This is a genomic window from Geobacillus sp. JS12, assembly GCF_001592395.1.
Classification (GTDB): domain Bacteria; phylum Bacillota; class Bacilli; order Bacillales; family Anoxybacillaceae; genus Geobacillus; species Geobacillus zalihae.
The window spans coordinates 2,958,726-2,978,757 of the sequence record NZ_CP014749.1; the positions used below are offsets into that span (position 1 = coordinate 2,958,726).

General features: G+C 55.4%; 24 protein-coding genes. All 24 read right to left on the reverse strand.

Going from position 1 to position 20,032, the window contains the following annotated elements:
* Positions 1-15: 15 nt before the first annotated feature.
* Complete coding sequence (locus tag A0V43_RS14485; protein WP_011232828.1) at positions 16-552, reverse strand: F0F1 ATP synthase subunit delta; 537 nt, start codon at positions 550-552, stop codon at positions 16-18.
* The gene (locus tag A0V43_RS14490; RefSeq protein WP_190300174.1) at positions 549-1,082 is read right to left on the reverse strand and encodes a F0F1 ATP synthase subunit B; all 534 of its coding nucleotides are present in this window, start codon (positions 1,080-1,082) and stop codon (positions 549-551) included. Before A0V43_RS14490 ends, A0V43_RS14485 begins: the two co-directional genes overlap by 4 nt.
* 120 nt (positions 1,083-1,202) lie before the next feature.
* Positions 1,203-1,421, reverse strand: coding sequence for a F0F1 ATP synthase subunit C (atpE, locus tag A0V43_RS14495; protein WP_011232830.1), 219 nt, complete (start codon positions 1,419-1,421; stop codon positions 1,203-1,205).
* A gap of 67 nt (positions 1,422-1,488) precedes the next feature.
* Positions 1,489-2,202: a F0F1 ATP synthase subunit A gene (gene atpB, locus A0V43_RS14500; RefSeq protein ID WP_015376063.1), complete on the reverse strand. Its 714-nt coding sequence runs from the start codon at positions 2,200-2,202 to the stop codon at positions 1,489-1,491.
* 17 nt (positions 2,203-2,219) lie between these two features.
* Positions 2,220-2,603 (reverse strand): ATP synthase subunit I, encoded by a 384-nt coding sequence (locus A0V43_RS14505; protein WP_015376064.1) that lies wholly within the window; start codon positions 2,601-2,603, stop codon positions 2,220-2,222.
* Between the two features lies 1 nt (position 2,604).
* Complete coding sequence (locus A0V43_RS14510) at positions 2,605-2,829, reverse strand: AtpZ/AtpI family protein (RefSeq protein WP_015376065.1); 225 nt, start codon at positions 2,827-2,829, stop codon at positions 2,605-2,607.
* Between the two features lie 303 nt (positions 2,830-3,132).
* A complete protein-coding gene (gene upp / locus A0V43_RS14515) occupies positions 3,133-3,762 on the reverse strand; it encodes a uracil phosphoribosyltransferase (RefSeq protein ID WP_031406654.1) in 630 nt (209 codons plus the stop codon).
* A gap of 151 nt (positions 3,763-3,913) precedes the next feature.
* Entirely contained in the window at positions 3,914-5,152 is a 1,239-nt protein-coding gene (gene glyA / locus A0V43_RS14520) for a serine hydroxymethyltransferase (protein ID WP_063193447.1), read from the reverse strand.
* A gap of 92 nt (positions 5,153-5,244) precedes the next feature.
* Entirely contained in the window at positions 5,245-5,823 is a 579-nt protein-coding gene (locus A0V43_RS14525; protein ID WP_063193448.1) for a TIGR01440 family protein, read from the reverse strand.
* Positions 5,824-6,166: 343 nt separating this feature from the next.
* On the reverse strand, positions 6,167-6,613 hold the full coding sequence (gene rpiB / locus A0V43_RS14530) for a ribose 5-phosphate isomerase B (RefSeq protein WP_025949616.1): 447 nt from the start codon (positions 6,611-6,613) through the stop codon (positions 6,167-6,169).
* Between the two features lie 95 nt (positions 6,614-6,708).
* Positions 6,709-7,998, reverse strand: a complete 1,290-nt coding sequence (locus tag A0V43_RS14535; protein WP_063193449.1) for a methyl-accepting chemotaxis protein — start codon at positions 7,996-7,998, stop codon at positions 6,709-6,711.
* A gap of 25 nt (positions 7,999-8,023) precedes the next feature.
* Entirely contained in the window at positions 8,024-8,470 is a 447-nt protein-coding gene (locus A0V43_RS14540; RefSeq protein ID WP_013146612.1) for a low molecular weight protein arginine phosphatase, read from the reverse strand.
* A gap of 252 nt (positions 8,471-8,722) precedes the next feature.
* A complete protein-coding gene (locus tag A0V43_RS14545; RefSeq protein WP_063193450.1) occupies positions 8,723-9,274 on the reverse strand; it encodes a manganese efflux pump MntP in 552 nt (183 codons plus the stop codon).
* Between the two features lie 412 nt (positions 9,275-9,686).
* Positions 9,687-10,754 carry an L-threonylcarbamoyladenylate synthase gene (locus A0V43_RS14550; RefSeq protein ID WP_013146615.1) on the reverse strand — a complete coding sequence of 356 codons (1,068 nt, stop codon included), beginning with the start codon at positions 10,752-10,754 and terminating at the stop codon, positions 9,687-9,689.
* A 129-nt stretch (positions 10,755-10,883) separates the two neighbouring features.
* On the reverse strand, positions 10,884-11,747 hold the full coding sequence (gene spoIIR / locus A0V43_RS14555) for a stage II sporulation protein R (protein ID WP_063193881.1): 864 nt from the start codon (positions 11,745-11,747) through the stop codon (positions 10,884-10,886).
* 59 nt (positions 11,748-11,806) lie between these two features.
* On the reverse strand, positions 11,807-12,688 hold the full coding sequence (gene prmC, locus A0V43_RS14560) for a peptide chain release factor N(5)-glutamine methyltransferase (protein WP_063193451.1): 882 nt from the start codon (positions 12,686-12,688) through the stop codon (positions 11,807-11,809).
* On the reverse strand, positions 12,678-13,754 hold the full coding sequence (gene prfA, locus A0V43_RS14565; protein ID WP_063193452.1) for a peptide chain release factor 1: 1,077 nt from the start codon (positions 13,752-13,754) through the stop codon (positions 12,678-12,680). Before prfA ends, prmC begins: the two co-directional genes overlap by 11 nt.
* A gap of 94 nt (positions 13,755-13,848) precedes the next feature.
* Positions 13,849-14,289 carry a hypothetical protein gene (locus A0V43_RS14570; protein WP_011232846.1) on the reverse strand — a complete coding sequence of 147 codons (441 nt, stop codon included), beginning with the start codon at positions 14,287-14,289 and terminating at the stop codon, positions 13,849-13,851.
* Positions 14,290-14,412: 123 nt separating this feature from the next.
* Positions 14,413-14,607: a hypothetical protein gene (locus A0V43_RS14575; protein ID WP_063193453.1), complete on the reverse strand. Its 195-nt coding sequence runs from the start codon at positions 14,605-14,607 to the stop codon at positions 14,413-14,415.
* Positions 14,608-14,624: 17 nt separating this feature from the next.
* A complete protein-coding gene (locus A0V43_RS14580; protein WP_013146619.1) occupies positions 14,625-15,248 on the reverse strand; it encodes a thymidine kinase in 624 nt (207 codons plus the stop codon).
* Positions 15,249-15,649: 401 nt separating this feature from the next.
* Positions 15,650-15,850, reverse strand: a complete 201-nt coding sequence (gene rpmE / locus A0V43_RS14585) for a 50S ribosomal protein L31 (RefSeq protein ID WP_011232848.1) — start codon at positions 15,848-15,850, stop codon at positions 15,650-15,652.
* Between the two features lie 257 nt (positions 15,851-16,107).
* On the reverse strand, positions 16,108-17,382 hold the full coding sequence (gene rho / locus A0V43_RS14590; RefSeq protein ID WP_020754397.1) for a transcription termination factor Rho: 1,275 nt from the start codon (positions 17,380-17,382) through the stop codon (positions 16,108-16,110).
* Positions 17,383-17,634: 252 nt separating this feature from the next.
* Positions 17,635-18,597, reverse strand: coding sequence for a class II fructose-bisphosphatase (gene glpX, locus A0V43_RS14595; protein ID WP_013146621.1), 963 nt, complete (start codon positions 18,595-18,597; stop codon positions 17,635-17,637).
* Positions 18,598-18,631: 34 nt separating this feature from the next.
* A complete protein-coding gene (locus A0V43_RS14600) occupies positions 18,632-19,918 on the reverse strand; it encodes a UDP-N-acetylglucosamine 1-carboxyvinyltransferase (protein WP_063193454.1) in 1,287 nt (428 codons plus the stop codon).
* Positions 19,919-20,032 lie beyond the last annotated feature (114 nt).

Sequence of the window (20,032 nt, forward strand, 5' to 3'; positions counted from 1 at the left end):
CCCTGTCTTCAAATGTTAGCCGATCAGCTGCCGCCGAATCCGTTCAAGCTGCCCGCTGACGCTGCCGTCGTAAATGCGGTTGCCGATGCGCAGCTTCACGCCGCCGATGAGTTCCGGATCAATGATATTTTCAATCTCAAGCGTCTGTTTGCCGACTTTTTGGGCAAAGACGTCGGAAAGCGCCCGCAGTTCTTCGTCCGTCAACGGCCGCGCCGAATAGGCGACCGCCTTGGCGATGCCGCGCGCATCGTCGACGAGGGCGAGAAACTGTTCCGCCAGCTCGGGCACAAGGCCGAAGCGATGGCGCTCCAGAAGAAGGAGAAGCGTGTTTTGCACCGGGGTGGACACACCGGCGAACGCTTCGCGGATGAGCGCTTTTTTCTGATCCAAGGAAAGTTTCGGATACGAAAGAAGCGATAAAAACTCGCCGTTTTCCGCCAACGCCTGGCGCACGGCGCGAACATCTTCTTCAATTCGATCAAGCTGTCCTTGTTCGAGCGCGATTTGGAACAAAGCGGACGCGTACCGTTTGGCGATCACTTCTTGGTTCATCGCGCTCCTCCTACCTCTTGAACGTCTTTGATGTACGCTTCGATCAGCTTGCGTTGATCTTGCTCGGTCAGCTCTTTTTCAATCACTTTTGAGGCGATCAAGACAGACAACGAGGCCACTTGTTCGCGGAGCGCAGCCATCGCCTGTTCTTTTTCACGCTCGATTTCTTTTTTCGCCGCTTCTTTCACCCGTTCCGCTTCCGCACGGGCCGAGGCGACAATTTGTTCTTTCTGCTCTTCAGCCAGCTTGCGCGCGTTTTCAATGAGCGCTTGCGCTTCTTGGCGCGACTGCTTCATCAGTTCGCGCTGTTCTTCAAGAAGTTTTTCTGCTTCTTGACGGCGTTTTTCCGCCTGGTCGATTTCGTTCGCGATATGTTCTTCACGTTGTTTCATGATATTCATTAACGGCTGCCAAGCGAATTTGCGCAGCAAGGCCAGCAAAATAATGAACATCAGCAATTGGTAAATAATCGTGCCGCCGCTGATGCCATGCGCCGCTTCGCCGAGCACCCATACGTTTGCCTTCCACAACACCGCGTTTCACTCCTTTCGACAGCTATCGCACCGATGCGGTCTCGCAAAACCGCACATAAAGGAATGGCGAAGGTGGTCGTTGACACGAACTTCGCCATCACTTTCCATATCGATTTCTTATCGACCTAAGTAAATGAACGAGAAGACGACACCGATGATCGGAAGCGCCTCAACCAACGCAACCCCGATGAACATCGTCGTTTGCAAAACCGGACGCAATTCTGGTTGACGAGCAATCCCTTCAATGGTACGGCTGACGATCAACCCGTTGCCGATGCCGGCGCCTAACGCCCCCAAACCTACCGCAATCGCAGCTGCAAGTACACCCAAACTCATGTTGATAGATCCTCCTTCACCATGTTAAAGTAATGTTTCAAGTCCTTAATGAAATGATAAGGAATGCTCAATGGTCATGACTGACCTTATGAGCCATATAAACCATGGTTAACATCGTAAAAATGAACGCCTGAATCGTTCCGACAAAAATACTGAACGCTTGCCACACCATCATCGGAATGGCTGCGCCAACAGCGCCAAGCACACCGTAATGCGTGCCAAGGCTGGCGAGCAAGCCAAGCAAAATTTCCCCGGCGTAAATGTTCCCGAAAAGACGCAAACCGAGCGTCAGCGTGTTGGCAAACTCTTCGATGATTTTAAGCGGGAACAACCAGGCGACTGGACGGGTGTAATCGCGCAAATAGTCGGATGCCCCTTTCATTTTCACCCCATAGTAGTGGGTGAGGGCGACGACCATCACCGCCAGCGTTAACGTAACGGTCGCATCCGCGGTCGGCGATTTCCACCAAAGTTCGCCGTTGACATGGACGGAAAACGGCAGTCCAAGCATATTGGCCACAAACACATACATGATGAGCGTGACCCCCAGCGTCAAAAAGCGGCCGCCCGTTTGCCAATCCATCGTGCTGTTAATGATGCCTCTAACAAAGTCAAAGACCCACTCCATAAAGTTTTGCATCCCCGTCGGGCGCAGCTGAAGCGAGCGAGTAGCCGCAACAGCAATGATGAAAACGATCAAACAGGTGATCGTAATCATCAACATATCAGATAAATTAAACGTAAGGCCTAAAAATTCGACAAGCGGCGCTTTATGCTCCATCCTCTCTCACCTCGCTTTCATGCCTGCAGCTTGTCGTTTTTCCATTTGTGAAAGAAGAAATCTATTATAATGACAATGTAGGATGTCATTAATCCCAAAACGGTTGGCACGATATGAAAATATTGCGGATACGTCAGAACAATGACAGCAGCCAATGCGGCAAGCGCCAAACGCGATAAGGTGCCTAATGTGCGCACTTTTTTGCGCGCCGCCACCGCTTGTCCGAATTTTTCGATTTTCCAGGTTAAGTTCCAAACCATGAGGAGGCTGATCGATGTGCCGAGAATCAAGCTGAGAAAAACGGTTTTATACGGCGTAAATCCAAAGCCGAGCGTATAGATGGCGAGCAAATACAATATGTATCGAACTTGCCGCCAAAACATCGCTTGAAGATTTCCCATTTTATTGCTCCCCAGAGAAATATTGGCGGATCAAGCGCAACATCGCATACACGCCGGCCGCCAGTCCAAGCAAAAGGCCGACGATCAAAAAGATCGGCTCGGTGCCAAATCGATCATCGATCCATCTCCCGCCGAAAACGCCGACCAAAATCGAACCAACAAGTTGGGAGACGATGGCGGACATCAACGCCATGGCTTGAAACGGGTGGCGCTGTTTTGGGGACATGCCAACACACCCTTTAACATAATGAAAACCTTCTCAATCTACCCCTTGTAAAGGATACAATACGGCCTGGTCAATGTCAATGTGTTTCCACGTAAAACCTCATTCACATAGGGCAAATATTAATAATTTGTGACAATTTCTCATTTTCTTCTCACAATGATGATGTATAATGATATATTTTATTTTTAGCCTATTTTCCTTTTCATGATTCGATGCAAGCGCTTAACTGACGCATGGGCAAGGCACCCTCTCCACCGCTCGATGGAATGCGAACCCCGCGCGGCGCGGGGCGCCTTGCAACTGTTATTTTGTGCCAAACAGCCGGTCGCCGGCGTCGCCGAGACCAGGGACAATATAGCCGTGGTCGTTCAACCGCTCATCAAGGGCAGCGATGTAAATGTCCACATCCGGGTGGGCCGTTTCCACCGCTTTGACTCCTTCCGGCGCCGCGATCAGGCACATAAATTTAATGCTTTTCGCTCCCCGCTTTTTCAGCGCATCGATCGCCGCCACCGCTGATCCGCCGGTTGCGAGCATCGGGTCGACGATGATAAAATCGCGCTCTTCGACATCGCTCGGCAGCTTGACGTAATATTCGACCGGCTTTAATGTTTGGGGATCGCGGTACAAGCCGATATGGCCGACTTTCGCCGCCGGGATGAGCTTCAGGATGCCGTCAACCATGCCGATGCCGGCGCGCAAAATCGGAATGACGCCCAGTTTTTTGCCGGCGATCACTTTCGCTTTCGCTTTGCTGACGGGGGTTTCGATCTCGACTTCCTCAAGCGGCAGATCACGTGTAATTTCAAACGCCATCAACGTCGCCACTTCATCAACCAGCTCGCGAAACTCTTTCGTGCCCGTATTCTTGTCGCGAATGTAGGTCAATTTATGCTGGATGAGCGGATGATCAAAGACGTACACTTTTCCCATGGGTCAACTCTCCTCTTCCGTATGTATGCGCTGCACTTCTATACATTCTACTGGAAAACGAGCGCCTATTCAACTGCCGAACGAACGGAAAAAGGCGCACCGCCAAATCCGGAGGCGGTGCACCGTACGGTTTCGGACGAAGCGGCGGCGCTTAGTCTTGATAGAGCGGAAACTTTTCTGTCAAAGCGGCGACGCGTTGGCGCGCTTCCTCAAGCGCTTGTTCGCTGCCGACGTTTTTCAGCACAAGGCCGATGATGGCGGCGATTTCGTCCATCTCTTCCAATCCGAAGCCGCGCGTCGTGACCGCGGCCGTGCCGATGCGGATGCCGCTTGTGACAAACGGGCTTTCCGGATCGTACGGAATCGTGTTTTTGTTGACCGTAATCCCGACCTCATCGAGCACTTTCTCCGCCGTTTTCCCGGTCAGTTGCTGCGGGCGCAAATCGACAAGCAGCAAATGGTTGTCCGTGCCGCCGGAAATGAGGGTGAATCCTTCGTTTTGCAAGGCGGCTGCGAGCCGTTTGGCATTCTCCACGACGCGCTTCGCGTATACTTTAAAGTCGTCTTGCAGCGCTTCACCGAGCGCGACGGCTTTGGCGGCAATGACATGCATGAGCGGGCCGCCTTGAATGCCAGGGAAAATCGCTTTGTCGATCTGTTTGGCGAACTGCTCTTGGCATAAAATCATCCCGCCGCGCGGACCGCGCAGCGTTTTGTGCGTCGTCGTCGTAACGAAATGGGCGTACGGAACCGGGTTCGGATGAACACCTGCCGCAACAAGACCGGCAATATGGGCCATGTCAACCATTAAATAGGCGCCGACTTCATCGGCAATCTCGCGGAACTTGGCGAAGTCGATGATGCGGGGATAAGCGCTCGCGCCGGCGACGATCAACTTCGGCCGGTGAAGGCGCGCTTTTTCGCGCACGTCGTCATAGTCAATGACATGCGTTTTTGGATCGACGCCGTATTCGACAAAATGGTACTGAATGCCGCTGAAATTGACCGGGCTGCCGTGCGTCAAATGGCCGCCGTGCGACAAGTTCATGCCAAGCACCGTGTCGCCGTGCTCCAAAACAGTGAAATAAACGGCCATGTTCGCCTGCGCCCCGGAGTGCGGCTGGACGTTCACATGCTCCGCTCCAAACAACTGCTTTGCCCGCTCGCGCGCCAACTCTTCGACGATGTCGACATATTCACAACCGCCGTAGTAGCGGCGTCCCGGATAGCCTTCCGCATATTTGTTCGTCAAAACCGACCCTTGCGCTTCCATGACCGCGCGGCTGACAAAGTTTTCCGAGGCGATCAGTTCAATTTTCGCATGTTGCCGCTTCCGCTCTTGCTCAATAGCGGCGAACACTTGCGGATCTTGTTGTGGCAAGTAATTCATCAATAGCTCCCCCTTATGCGAAATCAGTGAATATTCGTTTTTATTTTATCAGCTTCAGCTAGGCAAATTCAAAGAAAAAATGAATGAAACCGCTAGAAAGAACAGGAATCATTCGGATTTTCCAACGAGTAGACCGCTCGGGTGCCGCCGATCAGCTTCGGCCGCGTTTTCGCCAGCGTCACGCACGCCGATCCAATGTGCTTCACCGAAACGCGCACGGGAACGGCAACCGGCTTCAAATGCATGCCGATGAGCGTATGGCCGATGTCAATGCCGGCATCGGCGCGAATCGCCTCGACAACGACCGGGTCAGCGAACGTTCGATAGGCGTAGGCGGCCATCGCCCCACCCGCTTTCGGCACCGGAACGACCGAAACGATCTCCAGCCCGTGAGTTTTGGCGGTTTCCCGTTCGACAACAAGCGCCCGGTTTAAATGTTCACAACATTGAAACGCGAGCGCAATGCCGGTTTCGCGCCGCCACGCGTCAAGCTCGGCAAACAGCATGGCGGCAACGTCCATCGATCCAGCCGTGCCGATCCGCTCGCCAAGCACCTCGCTCGTACTGCAGCCGATCACAACGACATCGCCGCGGCCAAGCGGCGCCTGTTGGCGAAACTCATGCAAGATGGCTTGCCATTGCTGCCGCCATTCGGTCAATCGTGCGTCCATTCCCTTCCCTCCTTCGCACGGTGTGCCCCACACGATCCTTGACGAACACTAGAAGTCTGGTGATGTAACGAAAAATGCGGCTCCATCACGTTGCTTTTCAAATGGAGAAACCTTATACATGCTGCTCTTCCTTCACTTGAGAATCATCCATTTCAAAAAAAAACGGCTGTTTTTCAATGGCCTTCTAGTATTTTCACCAATGATTCGCGAAAGATGAACAGCGTTTGTTGTGAACATCGCCGAATTCCCAGCCTTTGCGCTGCTGCCCTCATGAAGCTAGACGCCCACACCTTTCGCTTATGGCCCACAGGCCGCATCCGCTCCGATGCGGCCCTGGTTCCGCCTACAAATGCTTGTTTTCATAGTCGGCGATTTTGCCGATTCGCCGCGCATGGCGTCCGCCTTCAAATTCGGTCTCAAGCCATGCCTTGGCGATTTCGCGCGCCAGGCCGGGGCCGATGACGCGCTCCCCCATCGCGAGAATGTTGCTGTCATTATGCATGCGCGTCAGCTTGGCGCTGTAGACGTCGTGGCAAAGGGCGCAGCGCACCCCTTTCACTTTGTTGGCGGCGATCGTCATGCCGATGCCGGTGCCGCAGATCAAAATGCCGCGATCAAATTCGCCGCGCGCCACTTTTTCCGCGACGGGAAGCGCGTAATCCGGGTAATCGACCGATGTTTCACAATCGCAGCCAAAATCGGTGTACTCGATTCCCATTTCATCCAACAGTGCTTTAATTTCCTCACGAATGCGAACTCCACCATGGTCAGAAGCAATCGCGACTTTCATCACGTTCGGGCGAGGAGCCCTAGGCTTCGCCGTGATAGCGAAAGCCAGGGAGGAATCGCCCTTCCTCCTTTCGATGAATCATATTTGCATGTGCATCAACGGGTGCGGAACCGGGCGACAGCCGCCTGCAATTGTTCGGCCTGTTCAACCAACTCGCCAGCCAGTTGATGCACATCGTTGATCGATGCGGCCTGCTCCTCGGTCGCCGCCGCCACTTCGAGCGCGCCGGCGGACGTCTGCTCAGCAATCGCCGCCACTTCTTGCGTCTGCGCCGCGGCCCTCTCCATATGCCCCATTTGACGCTTCGCCAATTCAGCGATGTCATGGACGGCGCGGATCACTTCATCAGCTGAGGCCGCCATGGCCGCAATGGCCTCATTCGTGCGCTCCCCTTTGGCCGCCTCAGCGTTTGCGGCGGCCACCTGCTTGTCCATTTGCGCCACCACACGGGCGACTTCATTTTGAATGTTGCCGACCAGTTCCGCGATTTTCTTGACCGCCTTGGCGCTCTCATCAGCCAGCTTGCGCACTTCCTCGGCGACGACGGCAAACCCCCGGCCGTGCTCGCCGGCGCGGGCTGCCTCAATGGAAGCATTGAGCGCAAGCAAGTTCGTCTGTTCAGCGATGTCCGCGACAAGCAACGTAATGTTGCCGATTTGATTGGCGTGTGCTTCGAGCTGCTTGACAGCCGCCCGCGACCGTTCTTGATCGTCAGCCAGCTGATCGATGCCGCTAATGAGCGAATGGGTGATATCGCGGCTTGCCTTCAACGTTTCGGCCATCCCATATACCGACTGTTCCGCACGCTCGGCTGTTTCTTTTACTTGTACTGCGATGGCGAGCACATCCTCGGCCGCCGCAGCCGCCTCTTGAATCGCCTCGGCCGAAGACGCCGCCCCTTTGGAAATGTCGTCAATGGTCGCTGCAATATCGCGTGCACGGCTTGACGCTGTTTCGGACGCCTGCCTCATTTCCGCCGTCTTTTCCGTCGTGCGCGCTGCGCTCTCTTCCACATTGGCGACGACGGCGCGCAAATGGCCGAGCATCCGGTTGAACGCGACAGCCAGCGAGCGAATTTCGTCATGGGAAGAGGGCAGCGGAACATCCTCATCGATATGCCCTTCCGTCGCCTTTGCCGCCGCTTCCTCGAGCCGTTGCAGCGGCCTTGTAATCCAGCCAGCGGCCAAATAGGCAAGCACTCCGGACCAAAAGATGCCAAGGAGCAACACGATCATCGTGAACACGCTTTTGTTCCATGAGGCGAACCACTGATCATACAAAACGTACAAGAAAAAGGCGCTCGTTGAATACGTGATCAGCGCCAACGCTGTCGTAAAGACGACGAGCTTCAGGCGCAAACCGAACCGATGACTTGTCCCCCCCATTTGTGTTCCCCCTCACTTCTTTACCTCATTGTTCTGTTTGCAACTTTTCCGCCAAGCGGTCAATGAGCTTCTCCAGCTCATCGCGCGCCGCCCGGTACACTTCAATCGGCCCGCCGAACGGATCGGCGATGTCGCCGTCTGTTCCCGAGACGAACTGCTTCAACGTAAACGTTTTGTCCTTCGCTTCTGGGAAACGCTCGACGATCATTTCTTTATGGCCGGATGTCATCGCCAGCACGTGCGTCGCCCAGTCGATATGCTCTTTTTTCAGCTGCGAGGAGCGGTGGGCCGCTTCGATTCCTTTTTCCTTCAACACCGTCTTGGCGTGAACCGACGCCTCGCTCCCTTCCGCCGCAAACACGCCGGCCGATTTCACCTCGACGCCTGGCAGCTGCTTATTCTCCAACAATGCAGCGGCCATCGGGCTTCGGCACGTATTGCCCGTGCAGACGAACAAAATGCGGTATGGCATACAACCACCTCTTCACATCAATGACTTACCATCAATATACCATAGGGAAAAGAGCAAAAAAAGGCTCTTCACCACAACATGTACTTGACAAGCAATGCGGTTTCCTGCGTAAGGATCGGCAAAAGTGCTGATTTTCCCTCACAAGCGTAAATAGGGTATGTTCAGAAAAAATCAAGTACAACTTTTGGTGAAGCGCCGCAAAAAAGCAGGCAGTCCGCTTTTTTCCACTGAAGGAAAACCGCCTGCCGCCGTTTATAGAAAAAGCAGCTTGAGCCCGAACGCCATCAAAATGCTGCCGCCGAGCGCTTCGCTGTACGAACCGAGCCATTGCTGAAAATGGCGGCCGACAAAAAGCCCAACCCATGTCAGCACCATGCTGAACAGACCAAACAGCAAAATCGTCACCATCGTCCGCGCTCCGAAAATGCCGAGGCTCAGCCCGACGGAAAAGCTGTCTAGGCTGACGCTGAACGCAAAAAAAAGCAACCCCACCCCACGCGGAAACAGCGGTGAGCCATCGTCCCTCCGGAACGAGGCGATGATCATTTGCCCGCCAAGCCATAACAGCAGCGCCCCGCCCGCGTATGTCGCGACACTTCCGAACTCGCGCGACAGCAGGCGGCCGACCGCCATGCCAGCAAGCGGCATGAGAATATGAAACAAGCCGATCGTCAACCCGATATAAAACATTTGCCGCAGCCGGAGGCGCAACAGCCCCATTCCTAAAGCGACTGAAAACGCGTCCATGCCCAGCGCCAGCGCCATCATTGACAGCGCGATGATTTCGCCGATGAATGCGCCCATGTTTCTTCCCTCCCGGACCGGCCTTATTGCTAAACATATGCACGTCCAGGGCAGTTTAGAAGCAGAGCGGGCAGCCAATGGGCGCCGCCTGATTGACGGGCGGACGGAAAAGAAAAAACCGGTCCACAACAGACCGGTTTCGCGCTTGGAAACGGCATCCCCCAAATCCTCTAGTTGCCATTTGAACCTTACCGTTTGCAGAGCCGTTTTCTCGACTATCGTACGACCGAACAACGCCGCTTCCAAACCCATACATGGATCTGTGAATCGCGTTTCCGTTCGGTCTTCCGTCACGCCAAGGTGCGACGAAGAAGCCTGCGGCTTGCCTCCGACCGTCAAAAAATAGACAAGCTGCTTTTTCGACCAGGATATGTGAAACTTGTTCACTGCATCTATACAGACGGCCGTCCTTTCATTTCCGCTGTTCGCTGATGGCGCGTCCGCCGGCTGCTTTGCGGAGCCGGTTCATGATCGCCGCGCCGATTCCTTCTTCCGGAAACGCCTCGCTGTAAATGAGATCGACGTTCGTTTCATCAAATCGGCGCAGCGTGTCGTACAGCCGGCTCGCGACCGTCTCAAGCGCCTGGCGCGTTCCGCACGGCAGCACGACATCGGCCGCATACTGATCCCGGTTCTCCTCGGTCGTCAACACGCCGACCGTTTTCCCTTCCGCCCGGCTTTCATCGACAAGCCGCTGCAAAAACGCGGGCGGGCCGGCGACGATCCAAAGCGGCGCTTTCGGCGCATAATGCGTATATTTCATCCCCGGCGCTTTCGGCGCCGCCTCGTCATCCACAGCAGCGGCCTCTTCAACGCGGCCGATCGCTTCAATAAGCGCCTCTTTCGTCACTCCTCCCGGGCGCAAAATCGTCGGCACGCCCCCACTGCAATCGAGCACCGTCGATTCAACGCCCACGCCGGTCGGCCCGCCGTCGATCACCCCGGCGATCCGCCCGTCTAAATCGGCAAGCACGTGCGCCGCCGTCGTCGGACTCGGCCTTCCTGACCGATTCGCGCTCGGGGCGGCCAACGCCAAGCCGCTCGCCTCGATCAACGCCAGCGCCAGCGGGTGATCCGGCATGCGCACCGCCACCGTCGGCAGCCCGGCCGTCACCCGTTCAGACACCGCTTTGGCCCGTTTTGGCAATACTAACGTGAGCGGCCCCGGCCAAAACCGCTCCATCAACGTTTTCGCCATCGGTGGGATCGAGGCGGCTACCGCCTCCGCTTGGGCCATGCTGGCGACATGAACGATGAGCGGATTGTCGCTCGGCCGCCCTTTGGCGGCGAAAATTTTTTCCACCGCGGCTGTATTGGCCGCATCGGCCCCCAACCCGTACACCGTTTCCGTCGGGAATGCGATAACTTCCCCGGCCCGCAGCCATTCAACCGCCTCTCGTATTTGTGGATAAACTTGCTGTTTATCAACAATATTATCCACAACCCAAACACGCGTTTTCAATCGTTTCACCTTCTCCATCGCCGTGATTCGCCTTGAAAATGGCGGCTTTTTTTACAAGCGTCAGATCGCCGCCCGATGCCTTTCCACAGTTATACACAAATTGTGAATAAACTTGTTATTTTTGTGGATAACTTTGTGGATAGATGCTTATGGAATGAGATGGCTGAGCCACTCTTTGAAGAAAAATTTGACTTCCACCGGCTGTTCCGGCTCGGCCATGACGACGAAGGACGATTCTTGATCATCCGTGTGCCCTTTGTCCTTCTTTCCATCCGAATGGATGGACGAAGCGGCGCGATCTTCGGTTTCCGCCATCGCACCCCTCTCCTCTTTCGGTTCGTCCCGCTCGATGGCCTGCTCGCCGCTTCGCATCGCCTCAGCTTCCGCTTCGGCCGACTCGCTGTTCTGCTTCGACCCGGCTTCCATTGACCGGACGCTCCCAGCCGACACCGGTTCATTCGTTCCGGCAGGCGATCGGTTCGCCGCCATCATGACGGCATCGCTGTTGGAAAAATCGAGAAAACAAAGCGGCGGGAACAGAACGCACCACCAGTTTGCTCCTTTTCCTTCCCCAAGCGTGATCAGCACGGCATCATAGATGCCAGCCGGATATACGTAGTTGCCGTACACTTTCGTCGGAAAATGAACCGGGCCAAACTCCACTTTGTACGTTTGATCGCTTTGTTCATCGCGCAACACGCGGGCGACCGTCCGCTCGATGTCCGGCAGGTGAGAGCGGATGACGCGCTTTGCTTCCTCAAACGAAGTGAGTTCGGCCACCCAGCCGTTGATTTGCGCATTGACCGCATCACGCACTTTTCGCTTCAATTGTTGGTCTTCATCGGCGTCGCTGTTGGCTAAAATGCGCAGGCGGATGGACTCATCAGGGATGGCGACCGCCGCGTTCGCCCCGGCGTCCGTCTTGTGGCCGTACAGCTCGACGAGTACGCCTGTCGTTAATAAAATGATATATAAACATATGGCAATGGCATTTCCTTTGATGGTCATCATCGGCACCGTCCTTTCACCTTTCATTGTGGACGGCGCCGCTCGTTTTTAAACCTATCAATCTAACACGTTTTCCCGTTTTTCGGCCGCGTCATGTACACCATCCGGTCTTTGCCGTTGAGGTCAAAATCGACTTCCACTTCGGCTTCTGGAAACGCTGCGGCCAAGAGCGCCGCCACTGCTTCCCCTTGCCCGGCGCCGACTTCAAAAGCGGCAAGCGCCGGCGCGCCGAGCACAAGCGGCAACTCGCGGGCGAAGCGGCGGTAAAAATCGAGCCCATCGCGGCCGCCAAAGAGCGCCGTGTGCGGCTCATAGTTTTTGACGACCGGGAAAAGCATAGCGGCGTCCGTCTCTGGAATGTACGGCGGATTGGAAACGACGACATCGACCGTCCACCCCATGGCCATGATCGGCTGCAGCAAGTCGCCGCACAAAAATGAAACATTCGCCCCGAGCCGCCGGGCGTTTTCACGGGCGACCGCGAGCGCCGCTTCGGAAATATCGGTTGCGGTCACCGACAACGCTTTGTTCTCCAGCGCCAATGTCACGGCGATCGCCCCGCTGCCAGTGCCGACGTCAACGACATCGATCCGCTTCCGACCAGCAAATAGGCGCGGCACCCGTTTTAGGACGCCAAGCACCAGTTCTTCCGTTTCCGGGCGCGGGATCAACACATGGCGGTTGACAAGAAACGGCCGGCCGTAAAACGATTCATAGCCGATCAAATATTGAATCGGCACATGATCCACCGCATGGCGGCGCACATCGGCCGCAAACCGTTCATATACCGCTTCGTCGACCGGCTCGCGCCAACGGGCGAACAGCCCGGCCCGGTCCACGCCTAAATGGTGGCACAATAGCCACTCCGCCGCCCGCTCCTCTTTTCCGTGGGCGCGCAAAAAAGAAGAAGCCCAGGCGAGGACTTCATGTACGTTACGACGCATCGTTCGCTTGCTCCAATTTTTTCGCTTGGTCGTCCAAAATGAGCGCCTCGATGATTTCATCCAAATGCCCATCGAGCACTTGATCGAGCTTTTGGATCGTCAGTCCGATGCGGTGGTCGGTGACGCGGTTTTGCGGGAAGTTGTAGGTGCGAATGCGTTCAGAACGATCGCCGGTGCCGACCGCTTGCTTGCGCGTTTGGTCGTATTCAGCGCGCGCTTCTTGCTGGTATTTGTCGTAAATGCGGGCGCGCAATACTTTCATCGCTTTTTCTTTGTTTTTGATTTGCGATTTTTCGTCTTGGCACGTGACGACAATGCCGGTCGGAATATGGGTGAGGCGCACGGCCGACATCGTCGTGTTGACGCTTTGCCCACCCGGTCCGCTTGAGGCGAACGTGTCGACGCGAATGTCTTTTTCATTGATTTCGACTTCGATTTCTTCCATCTCCGGCAGGCAGGCGACCGTCGCCGTCGACGTATGGATGCGCCCGCCTGACTCCGTTTCCGGGACGCGCTGGACGCGGTGCGCGCCGTTTTCAAACTTCAGCTTTGAATACGCCCCTTTGCCGTTGATCATAAAAATGATTTCTTTATAGCCGCCGAGGCCGGTCGGGCTCGCTTCGATCACTTCCGTCTTCCACCCTTGCGATTCCGCATAGCGCGTATACATCCGGTACAAGTCGCCGGCAAACAGCGCCGCCTCTTCGCCGCCGGCGGCCGCGCGGATTTCCATAATGACGTTTTTCTCATCGTTCGGATCTTTCGGCAAAAGCAACACTTTCAGCTTTTCAACGAGCGCCTCTTCCCGTTCTTCCAGTTCGCCGATTTCCTCTTTCACCATCTCGCGCAACTCTGGCTCCAGCTTTTCTTCGAGCATCGCTTTCGCTTCGGCCAGCTGCTCGCGAACCGATTTGTATTCACGGTACGTTTGCACCGTTTCTTCCAAATCCGCCTGCTCTTTCGAATAATCGCGCAGCTTTTTCGGATCGTTGACGACGTCGGGGTCCATCAACAGTTCATTGAGCTTTTCATACCGTTGCTCCACAGCTTCCAACCGATCAAACACATCATTCACCTCTGTTTTTCAGCACAGTCTAATTTTAAATTATATCATGAAGCAGGACCAAACAAAAACCCCCGCTTTTGGCAAGCGGGAGCTCTCAGTTGACGCGCACGATGATCTCGTATGTCGGGATCGCTTTGGTCAGCAACTTGTCAATGCGTTGCGCCTCGCGCTGCCGCTCCTCGTCAGACAGCTCTTCCGGTGCATCAACGGTCACATACATATTGCCGCCGTGAAACCAGATGGAGTCGGCGTGGTAATCGGTGTACCGCTCAATGAGTTGTGCTGCCTTGCGCGTATCGGCGCGCTGGTTTTCGCTTCCTTCGGTCAAGCTGATAAAATTCGGGTTTTGCCGCACGTTTTCCGGATCGTCGAAGTTGTTGTACAAGTCTCTGTCAGCGTCGATCTTCGGCCGCCCGTCCGTCATCAGCCGCGCGCCGTTTTTGTCCTCGCTTTGCTGGCGGTAGGACGGATGATCCGGAGCGAGCGAACAGGCCGAAAGCAGGAAGATCATTCCTAACAGCCAGATGCGTCTCATCCTTTTTCGCCTCCTTAGCTGTTAGGATGTCCATGATCGCCCGTCAATGATACACGGCAAGCCATAAATCTTTCTGCCATCATTCATCTATTTTGCGGCGAACGAACAAAAGGGGCAGCCTAGTCAAGCGAACGACCAATGATGAACAAGCCGCATGCCAAACGCTTTTTCCTCCCATAGCGAATGGACGCACGAGACGGGCGAGAATGATGGCGCCGCTTCCGCCCTTCTCGGTCGGCGAAACATACGAATATGCACCGTTTCCATCAACGATGGCTGCGCTTCGCCACTTGGCCGATGAAAGCGGCCAAACAACATCCGTGACCGCCTCACCATCACTCACCCGTATGTCCAGCAAGCGGGCGGTTGTATCGCTTTTTCGGTTTGCCAGGCACTTCATGGTGATGGCGGCAGCGAGGCTCGTACGCCTCGCTGGCGCCGACGAGAATCACCGGATCGTCATAAGAGGCGGGCGCACCGTTAATGAGCCGCTGCGTCCGGCTGGCTGGGGAACCGCATACCGTGCAAACCGCCTGCAGCTTCGTCACCGACTCCGCGATCGCCATCAGCGCCGGCACGGGGCCAAACGGTTCACCGCGAAAATCTTGGTCGAGCCCCGCGGCGATGACGCGGCAGCCTCCATCAGCGAGCGTTTGCACCACATCGATGATGTCGTCGGAAAAAAACTGTACTTCATCGATGGCGACGACGTCGGTGGCGGCGGAAATGTAGCGGAACATTTCCGCCGGCGTCGCGACCGGAATGGCGATCACCGAATTGCCGTTGTGCGACACGACTGCGTCTTCGCTATAACGATTGTCGATCGTCGGTTTGAACACTTTCACTTCCTGCTTGGCAAACTGAGCGCGGCGGACGCGGCGAATCAATTCTTCTGATTTGCCGGAAAACATGCATCCACAAATGACCTCAAGCCAGCCGGACTGCGTCATCACGTACATTGGGGCCTCTCCTTTCACACAACACTGTCCTCAAACCATCGGCCGCTCCTTGCCGTCTGCCATCGCGACGATCAGCGGGATCAGCCTTGTAAGCAACCGGCCTTCCATCTGTATAGATGCAATTTGAAGCTTTACGATTTGCAACTTTTACCGAGTATTTGATCGACTGTCGGGCGACCGAACAACGCCGCTTAAAGACCCATATATGGGTCTGTGAAGCAGGCGGTTGTTCGGTCCTCCGTCACGCCAAGTCGTGATGGAGAAGCCTGTGGCTTTCCTCCGACAGTCGAAAAGGGGCAAACCGCTTTTCCGTCAAAGATATGGTAAACTTCTCCGTTGCATCTATATGCTCTCACGAAAAAGCAGGCAAGTTTCGCTTGCCTGCTTTCGTCACGTCCTTGTTACTTAAGGCCGTATTTTTTATTGAATTTATCCACGCGGCCCGCTGCCGTAACAAATTTTTGTTTGCCCGTGAAGAACGGATGGCATTCCGAGCAAATCTCCACGCGCAGCTCGTCTTTGACCGAACCGCTTTCGAATTCGTTGCCGCATGCACAACGGACGATGACTTTTTTGTACTCTGGATGGATGCCTTGTTTCATCGTTTTCATCTCCTTCCGCCCTGTATCTGATCGAAACAGAGTGATTCGTAGCATGGAACGCTTCATGCTTATGCGCGCCCGCCCGTTTGGCAAGGCGCAGCGCATGGAACAGCCGGGACTCCACCGAAGCGAACCCGGCCGGTGCAAATCACGGATCGCACAAACCAAAAGGCGATAGCCAAAACACACATGTTAAGATTATAACAGCTTTTCTGTCAGTTTGCAACGGGCGATTCGCGGCAAATTCCGCCAACGGCCTACAGACGGAGCGGGCCGCCCTGTTTCCACTCCTGATCGAGCAAGGCGAAAAACTCTTCGTTTGACTTCGTCCGGCGCAATTTGTTCAAAAACCGCTCGATAAAGTCGGGCGAATCGGCCATCGTTTTGCGGATCGCCCACAGCTTTTCCAAATGTTCTTTTGGGATGAGCAGCTCCTCTTTGCGCGTTCCCGAACGGCGAATGTCAATAGCTGGGAAAATGCGGCGCTCGGCGAGCGAGCGGTCAAGATGGAGCTCCATGTTGCCGGTGCCTTTAAATTCCTCGTAAATGACGTCATCCATGCGCGACCCGGTGTCAATGAGGGCGGTCGCCAAAATCGTCAAGCTACCGCCTTCTTCGATGTTGCGCGCCGCGCCGAAAAACCGCTTCGGGCGATGAAACGCCGCTGGGTCGATCCCGCCCGAGAGCGTGCGTCCGCTCGGCGGAATGACTAAGTTGTACGCCCGGGCGAGGCGGGTGATGCTGTCCATTAAAATGACGACGTCACGCTTATGCTCAACTAATCGCATCGCCCGTTCTAAGACAAGCTCGGCCACTTTAATATGGTTTTCCGGCACCTCATCAAACGTCGAGCTGACGACATCGCCTTGCACCGACCGCTCGATGTCGGTCACTTCTTCCGGCCGTTCGTCAATGAGCAAGACGATCAACTCGACATCCGGGTGGTTTGTGGTGATGCTGTTGGCAATTTCCTTCAACAGCATCGTCTTGCCAGCTTTCGGCGGCGCGACGATCAACCCGCGCTGGCCAAAGCCGACGGGAGCGATCAAGTCGATGATGCGGGTCGACAGCTTGTCCGGCGTTGTCTCCAGCTTCATTTGCCGATTCGGGTAAAGCGGCGTCAACGCTGGAAAGTGAACGCGCTCCTTGGCGACTTCCGGGTCTTCGCCGTTGACCGCTTCGACATGAAGCAAGCCGAAGTAGCGTTCATTTTCTTTCGGCGGCCGCACTTTGCCGGATACTTTATCCCCGTTGCGCAAATCAAAACGGCGGATTTGGGAAGCGGAAATGTAAATGTCTTCCGAGCTCGGGGAATAGTTGATCGGGCGCAAAAAGCCGAATCCTTCCGACGGAATGATTTCGAGGATGCCTTCCATGAAAAAGAGGCCGTCTTGTTCGGCACGCGCTTTCAAAATCGCAAAAATAAGCTCCTTTTTCGTCAACTTGCTGTAGTATGAAATTTTGTATTGCTTGGCGAGCTCATACAGCTCTTTGAGCTTCATGTTTTCTAAAGCCGCTAACGTTAATTCCATTTTGACACCACACTTTGCAAATTTTCCTATTCTCCCATCGTTCGTGTTCGGACGTATTGGTCATCAATTCGACAGGCGAAGGGATTCATTTCGAAGATGATGAAGGCTGAAATGAAATAAAGAAGTAGAATGGCAGAGCTTATTTTTGCACAAGTAACACGACTATTTTACCCTTTTTTCTTCTTTTTAATCAATATTTTTTTGTTTTTCCGAGCCAGGCGCGGCTCCGGCGCCCGGCCGGATGGCAGGATATCATTTGATGACTAAGTTCGGTTTTTTCTTCAAACTGTGCCGCCCTTCGATGAAGCGGACCGTGCCGGACTTGGCCCGCATGACGACGGAGTGGGTGAGGCCGTACGCCCCTTTCAGCCGCACGCCGCGCAGCAGCTCGCCGTCGGTGACGCCGGTGGCGGCAAAAATCGCGTCGTCTCCTTTCACCAAATCGTCCATGCGCAACACTTTGTTGACGTCAATACCCATTTGTTTGCACCGCTCGACTTCATCGTCGTTTTGCGGCAGCAGCTTCCCTTGCAGTTCGCCGCCAAGGCATTTCAACGCGACCGCCGCGAGCACTCCTTCCGGCGCGCCGCCCGAGCCGAACAAAATGTCAACGCCGGTATGGTCGAACGCCGTGTTAATGGCGGCGGCGACATCGCCGTCATTGATGAGCTTAATGCGGGCGCCGGCTTCACGCAGCTCATGAATGAGACGCTCATGGCGCGGACGGTTGAGGACAACCGCGACGACGTCTTCAATATCTTTGTTTTTTGCTCGCGCCACCGCTTTTAAATTGTCGATGATCGGCGCCTCAATGTCAATCATCCCGACCGCTTCCGGCCCGACGGCGATTTTCTCCATGTACATGTCCGGCGCATGAAGCAGATGGCCGTGGTCAGCAACAGCGACGACCGCCAAGGCGTTCCATCCCCCGGAAGCGACGATGTTCGTCCCTTCCAGCGGGTCGACAGCGACATCGACGCGCGGGCCATAACCGTTGCCGAGCTTTTCCCCGATATACAGCATCGGCGCTTCGTCCATTTCCCCTTCGCCGATGACGACGGTGCCTTTCATCGGCACGGTGTCAAACACGTCGCGCATCGCCGACGTCGCGGCGTCATCAGCCTCATTCTTTTTCCCGCGCCCCATCCAGCGGGCGGCGGCAAGCGCCGCCGCTTCGGTGACGCGCACGAGTTCCATCGATAAGCTTCGTTCCATCGTCGTTCTCCCCTTCCCCTTTGTCGACTGGACGTTACGCGTTTTTCACTTGCTCGATTTCTTCATCGGTCATTTTTTCGCGCCAAATGGTGGCGCCGATGTCAGACAGTTTTTCGACGAGGTTGCTGTAGCCGCGGTCGATATGCTCGACGCCGGTGATCTCCGTCACTCCTTCGGCCATCAGCCCGGCAATGACAAGCGCCGCCCCGGCGCGCAAATCGCTTGCCTTCACTTTCGCCCCTTGCAGTTGGACGGGGCCGGTGACGATGGCTGAGCGGCCTTCGACTTTTACATTGGCGTTCATGCGCCGCAATTCATCGACATGCTTGAAGCGGGCGCTGTAAATCGTGTCGGTGACGACGCTTGTGCCGTTGGCTTTTGTCAGCAGCGCGGTAAACGGCTGCTGCAGATCCGTTGGGAAGCCCGGATAGACGAGCGTCTTGACGTCAACCGCTTTCAAAACGTCGGTGCCGCAGACGAGAATTTGATCTTCCCCCGTCTCCACGCGCACCCCCATTTCGCGCAATTTGGCCGTCAGCGATTCAACGTGCTGCGGGATGACGTTGTCGACGACGACTTCGCCATTGGTGGCCGCGGCGGCAATCATGTACGTCCCGGCTTCGATCCGATCCGGGATGATGGCATGGCGGCAGCCCGATAATGTTTCGACGCCGTCAATGCGGATCACATCGGTGCCAGCTCCTTTGATTTTCGCGCCCATATTCGAAAGCAATGTCGCGACATCGATGATTTCCGGCTCTTTCGCCGCATTTTCGATAATCGTCCGCCCTTTGGCGCGCACCGCCGCCAGCATGATGTTGATCGTCGCGCCGACGCTGACGACGTCCAAAAAAATGCGGGCTCCGCGCAGTTCTTCCGCGCGCAAATAAATGGCGCCCTGCTCGTTCGTTACGGTGGCGCCCAGCGCCTCAAACCCTTTGATATGCTGGTCAATCGGGCGCGGACCGAGATGACATCCGCCCGGCAAGCCGACAACCGCTTTTTTGAAGCGGCCAAGCATCGCCCCCATCAAATAGTAGGAGGCGCGCAGCTTTTTCACCTTCCCATTCGGAAGCGGCATGGACACCATATTCGTTGGGTCGATGACCGCCTCTTTGCCGTCAAACGAAAACGAGCCGCCGATTTCTTCGATCAAGCTTCCTAAAATGTGCACGTCGGAAATGTCCGGCAACCCCTCGATCGTCACCGGCGAATCGGCCAAAATCGCTGCAGGAATCAAAGCGACCGCGCTGTTTTTCGCACCGCTCACTTTGATCGTTCCCCGCAGCCGATCTCCGCCGATAATTTTCATTTTATCCATCGTCGTCTCCCTTCTTTGCTCGGAAGTTGGCTTCACCCCTGGGACGAAAAAGCAAAGCCGGGCGGGCTCATCACGTCCGGCCTGAACGCGGCAGAGCGAGCCCGCTTCACCCAA

Coding starts and splice junctions, on each gene's coding strand:
- A0V43_RS14485 (WP_011232828.1), bottom strand. CDS start 552: ATGAACCAAGAAGTGATCGCCAAACGGTACGCGTCCGCTTTGTTCCAA.
- atpE (WP_011232830.1), bottom strand. CDS start 1,421: ATGAGTTTGGGTGTACTTGCAGCTGCGATTGCGGTAGGTTTGGGGGCG.
- atpB (WP_015376063.1), bottom strand. CDS start 2,202: ATGGAGCATAAAGCGCCGCTTGTCGAATTTTTAGGCCTTACGTTTAAT.
- A0V43_RS14505 (WP_015376064.1), bottom strand. CDS start 2,603: ATGGGAAATCTTCAAGCGATGTTTTGGCGGCAAGTTCGATACATATTG.
- A0V43_RS14510 (WP_015376065.1), bottom strand. CDS start 2,829: ATGTCCCCAAAACAGCGCCACCCGTTTCAAGCCATGGCGTTGATGTCC.
- upp (WP_031406654.1), bottom strand. CDS start 3,762: ATGGGAAAAGTGTACGTCTTTGATCATCCGCTCATCCAGCATAAATTG.
- glyA (WP_063193447.1), bottom strand. CDS start 5,152: ATGAATTACTTGCCACAACAAGATCCGCAAGTGTTCGCCGCTATTGAG.
- A0V43_RS14525 (WP_063193448.1), bottom strand. CDS start 5,823: ATGGACGCACGATTGACCGAATGGCGGCAGCAATGGCAAGCCATCTTG.
- rpiB (WP_025949616.1), bottom strand. CDS start 6,613: ATGAAAGTCGCGATTGCTTCTGACCATGGTGGAGTTCGCATTCGTGAG.
- A0V43_RS14535 (WP_063193449.1), bottom strand. CDS start 7,998: ATGGGGGGGACAAGTCATCGGTTCGGTTTGCGCCTGAAGCTCGTCGTC.
- A0V43_RS14540 (WP_013146612.1), bottom strand. CDS start 8,470: ATGCCATACCGCATTTTGTTCGTCTGCACGGGCAATACGTGCCGAAGC.
- A0V43_RS14545 (WP_063193450.1), bottom strand. CDS start 9,274: ATGGGCGCATTCATCGGCGAAATCATCGCGCTGTCAATGATGGCGCTG.
- A0V43_RS14550 (WP_013146615.1), bottom strand. CDS start 10,754: ATGGAGAAGGTGAAACGATTGAAAACGCGTGTTTGGGTTGTGGATAAT.
- spoIIR (WP_063193881.1), bottom strand. CDS start 11,747: ATGATGACCATCAAAGGAAATGCCATTGCCATATGTTTATATATCATT.
- prmC (WP_063193451.1), bottom strand. CDS start 12,688: ATGCGTCGTAACGTACATGAAGTCCTCGCCTGGGCTTCTTCTTTTTTG.
- A0V43_RS14570 (WP_011232846.1), bottom strand. CDS start 14,289: ATGAGACGCATCTGGCTGTTAGGAATGATCTTCCTGCTTTCGGCCTGT.
- A0V43_RS14575 (WP_063193453.1), bottom strand. CDS start 14,607: ATGTTGTTTGGCCGCTTTCATCGGCCAAGTGGCGAAGCGCAGCCATCG.
- A0V43_RS14580 (WP_013146619.1), bottom strand. CDS start 15,248: ATGTACGTGATGACGCAGTCCGGCTGGCTTGAGGTCATTTGTGGATGC.
- rpmE (WP_011232848.1), bottom strand. CDS start 15,850: ATGAAACAAGGCATCCATCCAGAGTACAAAAAAGTCATCGTCCGTTGT.
- rho (WP_020754397.1), bottom strand. CDS start 17,382: ATGGAATTAACGTTAGCGGCTTTAGAAAACATGAAGCTCAAAGAGCTG.
- glpX (WP_013146621.1), bottom strand. CDS start 18,597: ATGGAACGAAGCTTATCGATGGAACTCGTGCGCGTCACCGAAGCGGCG.
- A0V43_RS14600 (WP_063193454.1), bottom strand. CDS start 19,918: ATGGATAAAATGAAAATTATCGGCGGAGATCGGCTGCGGGGAACGATC.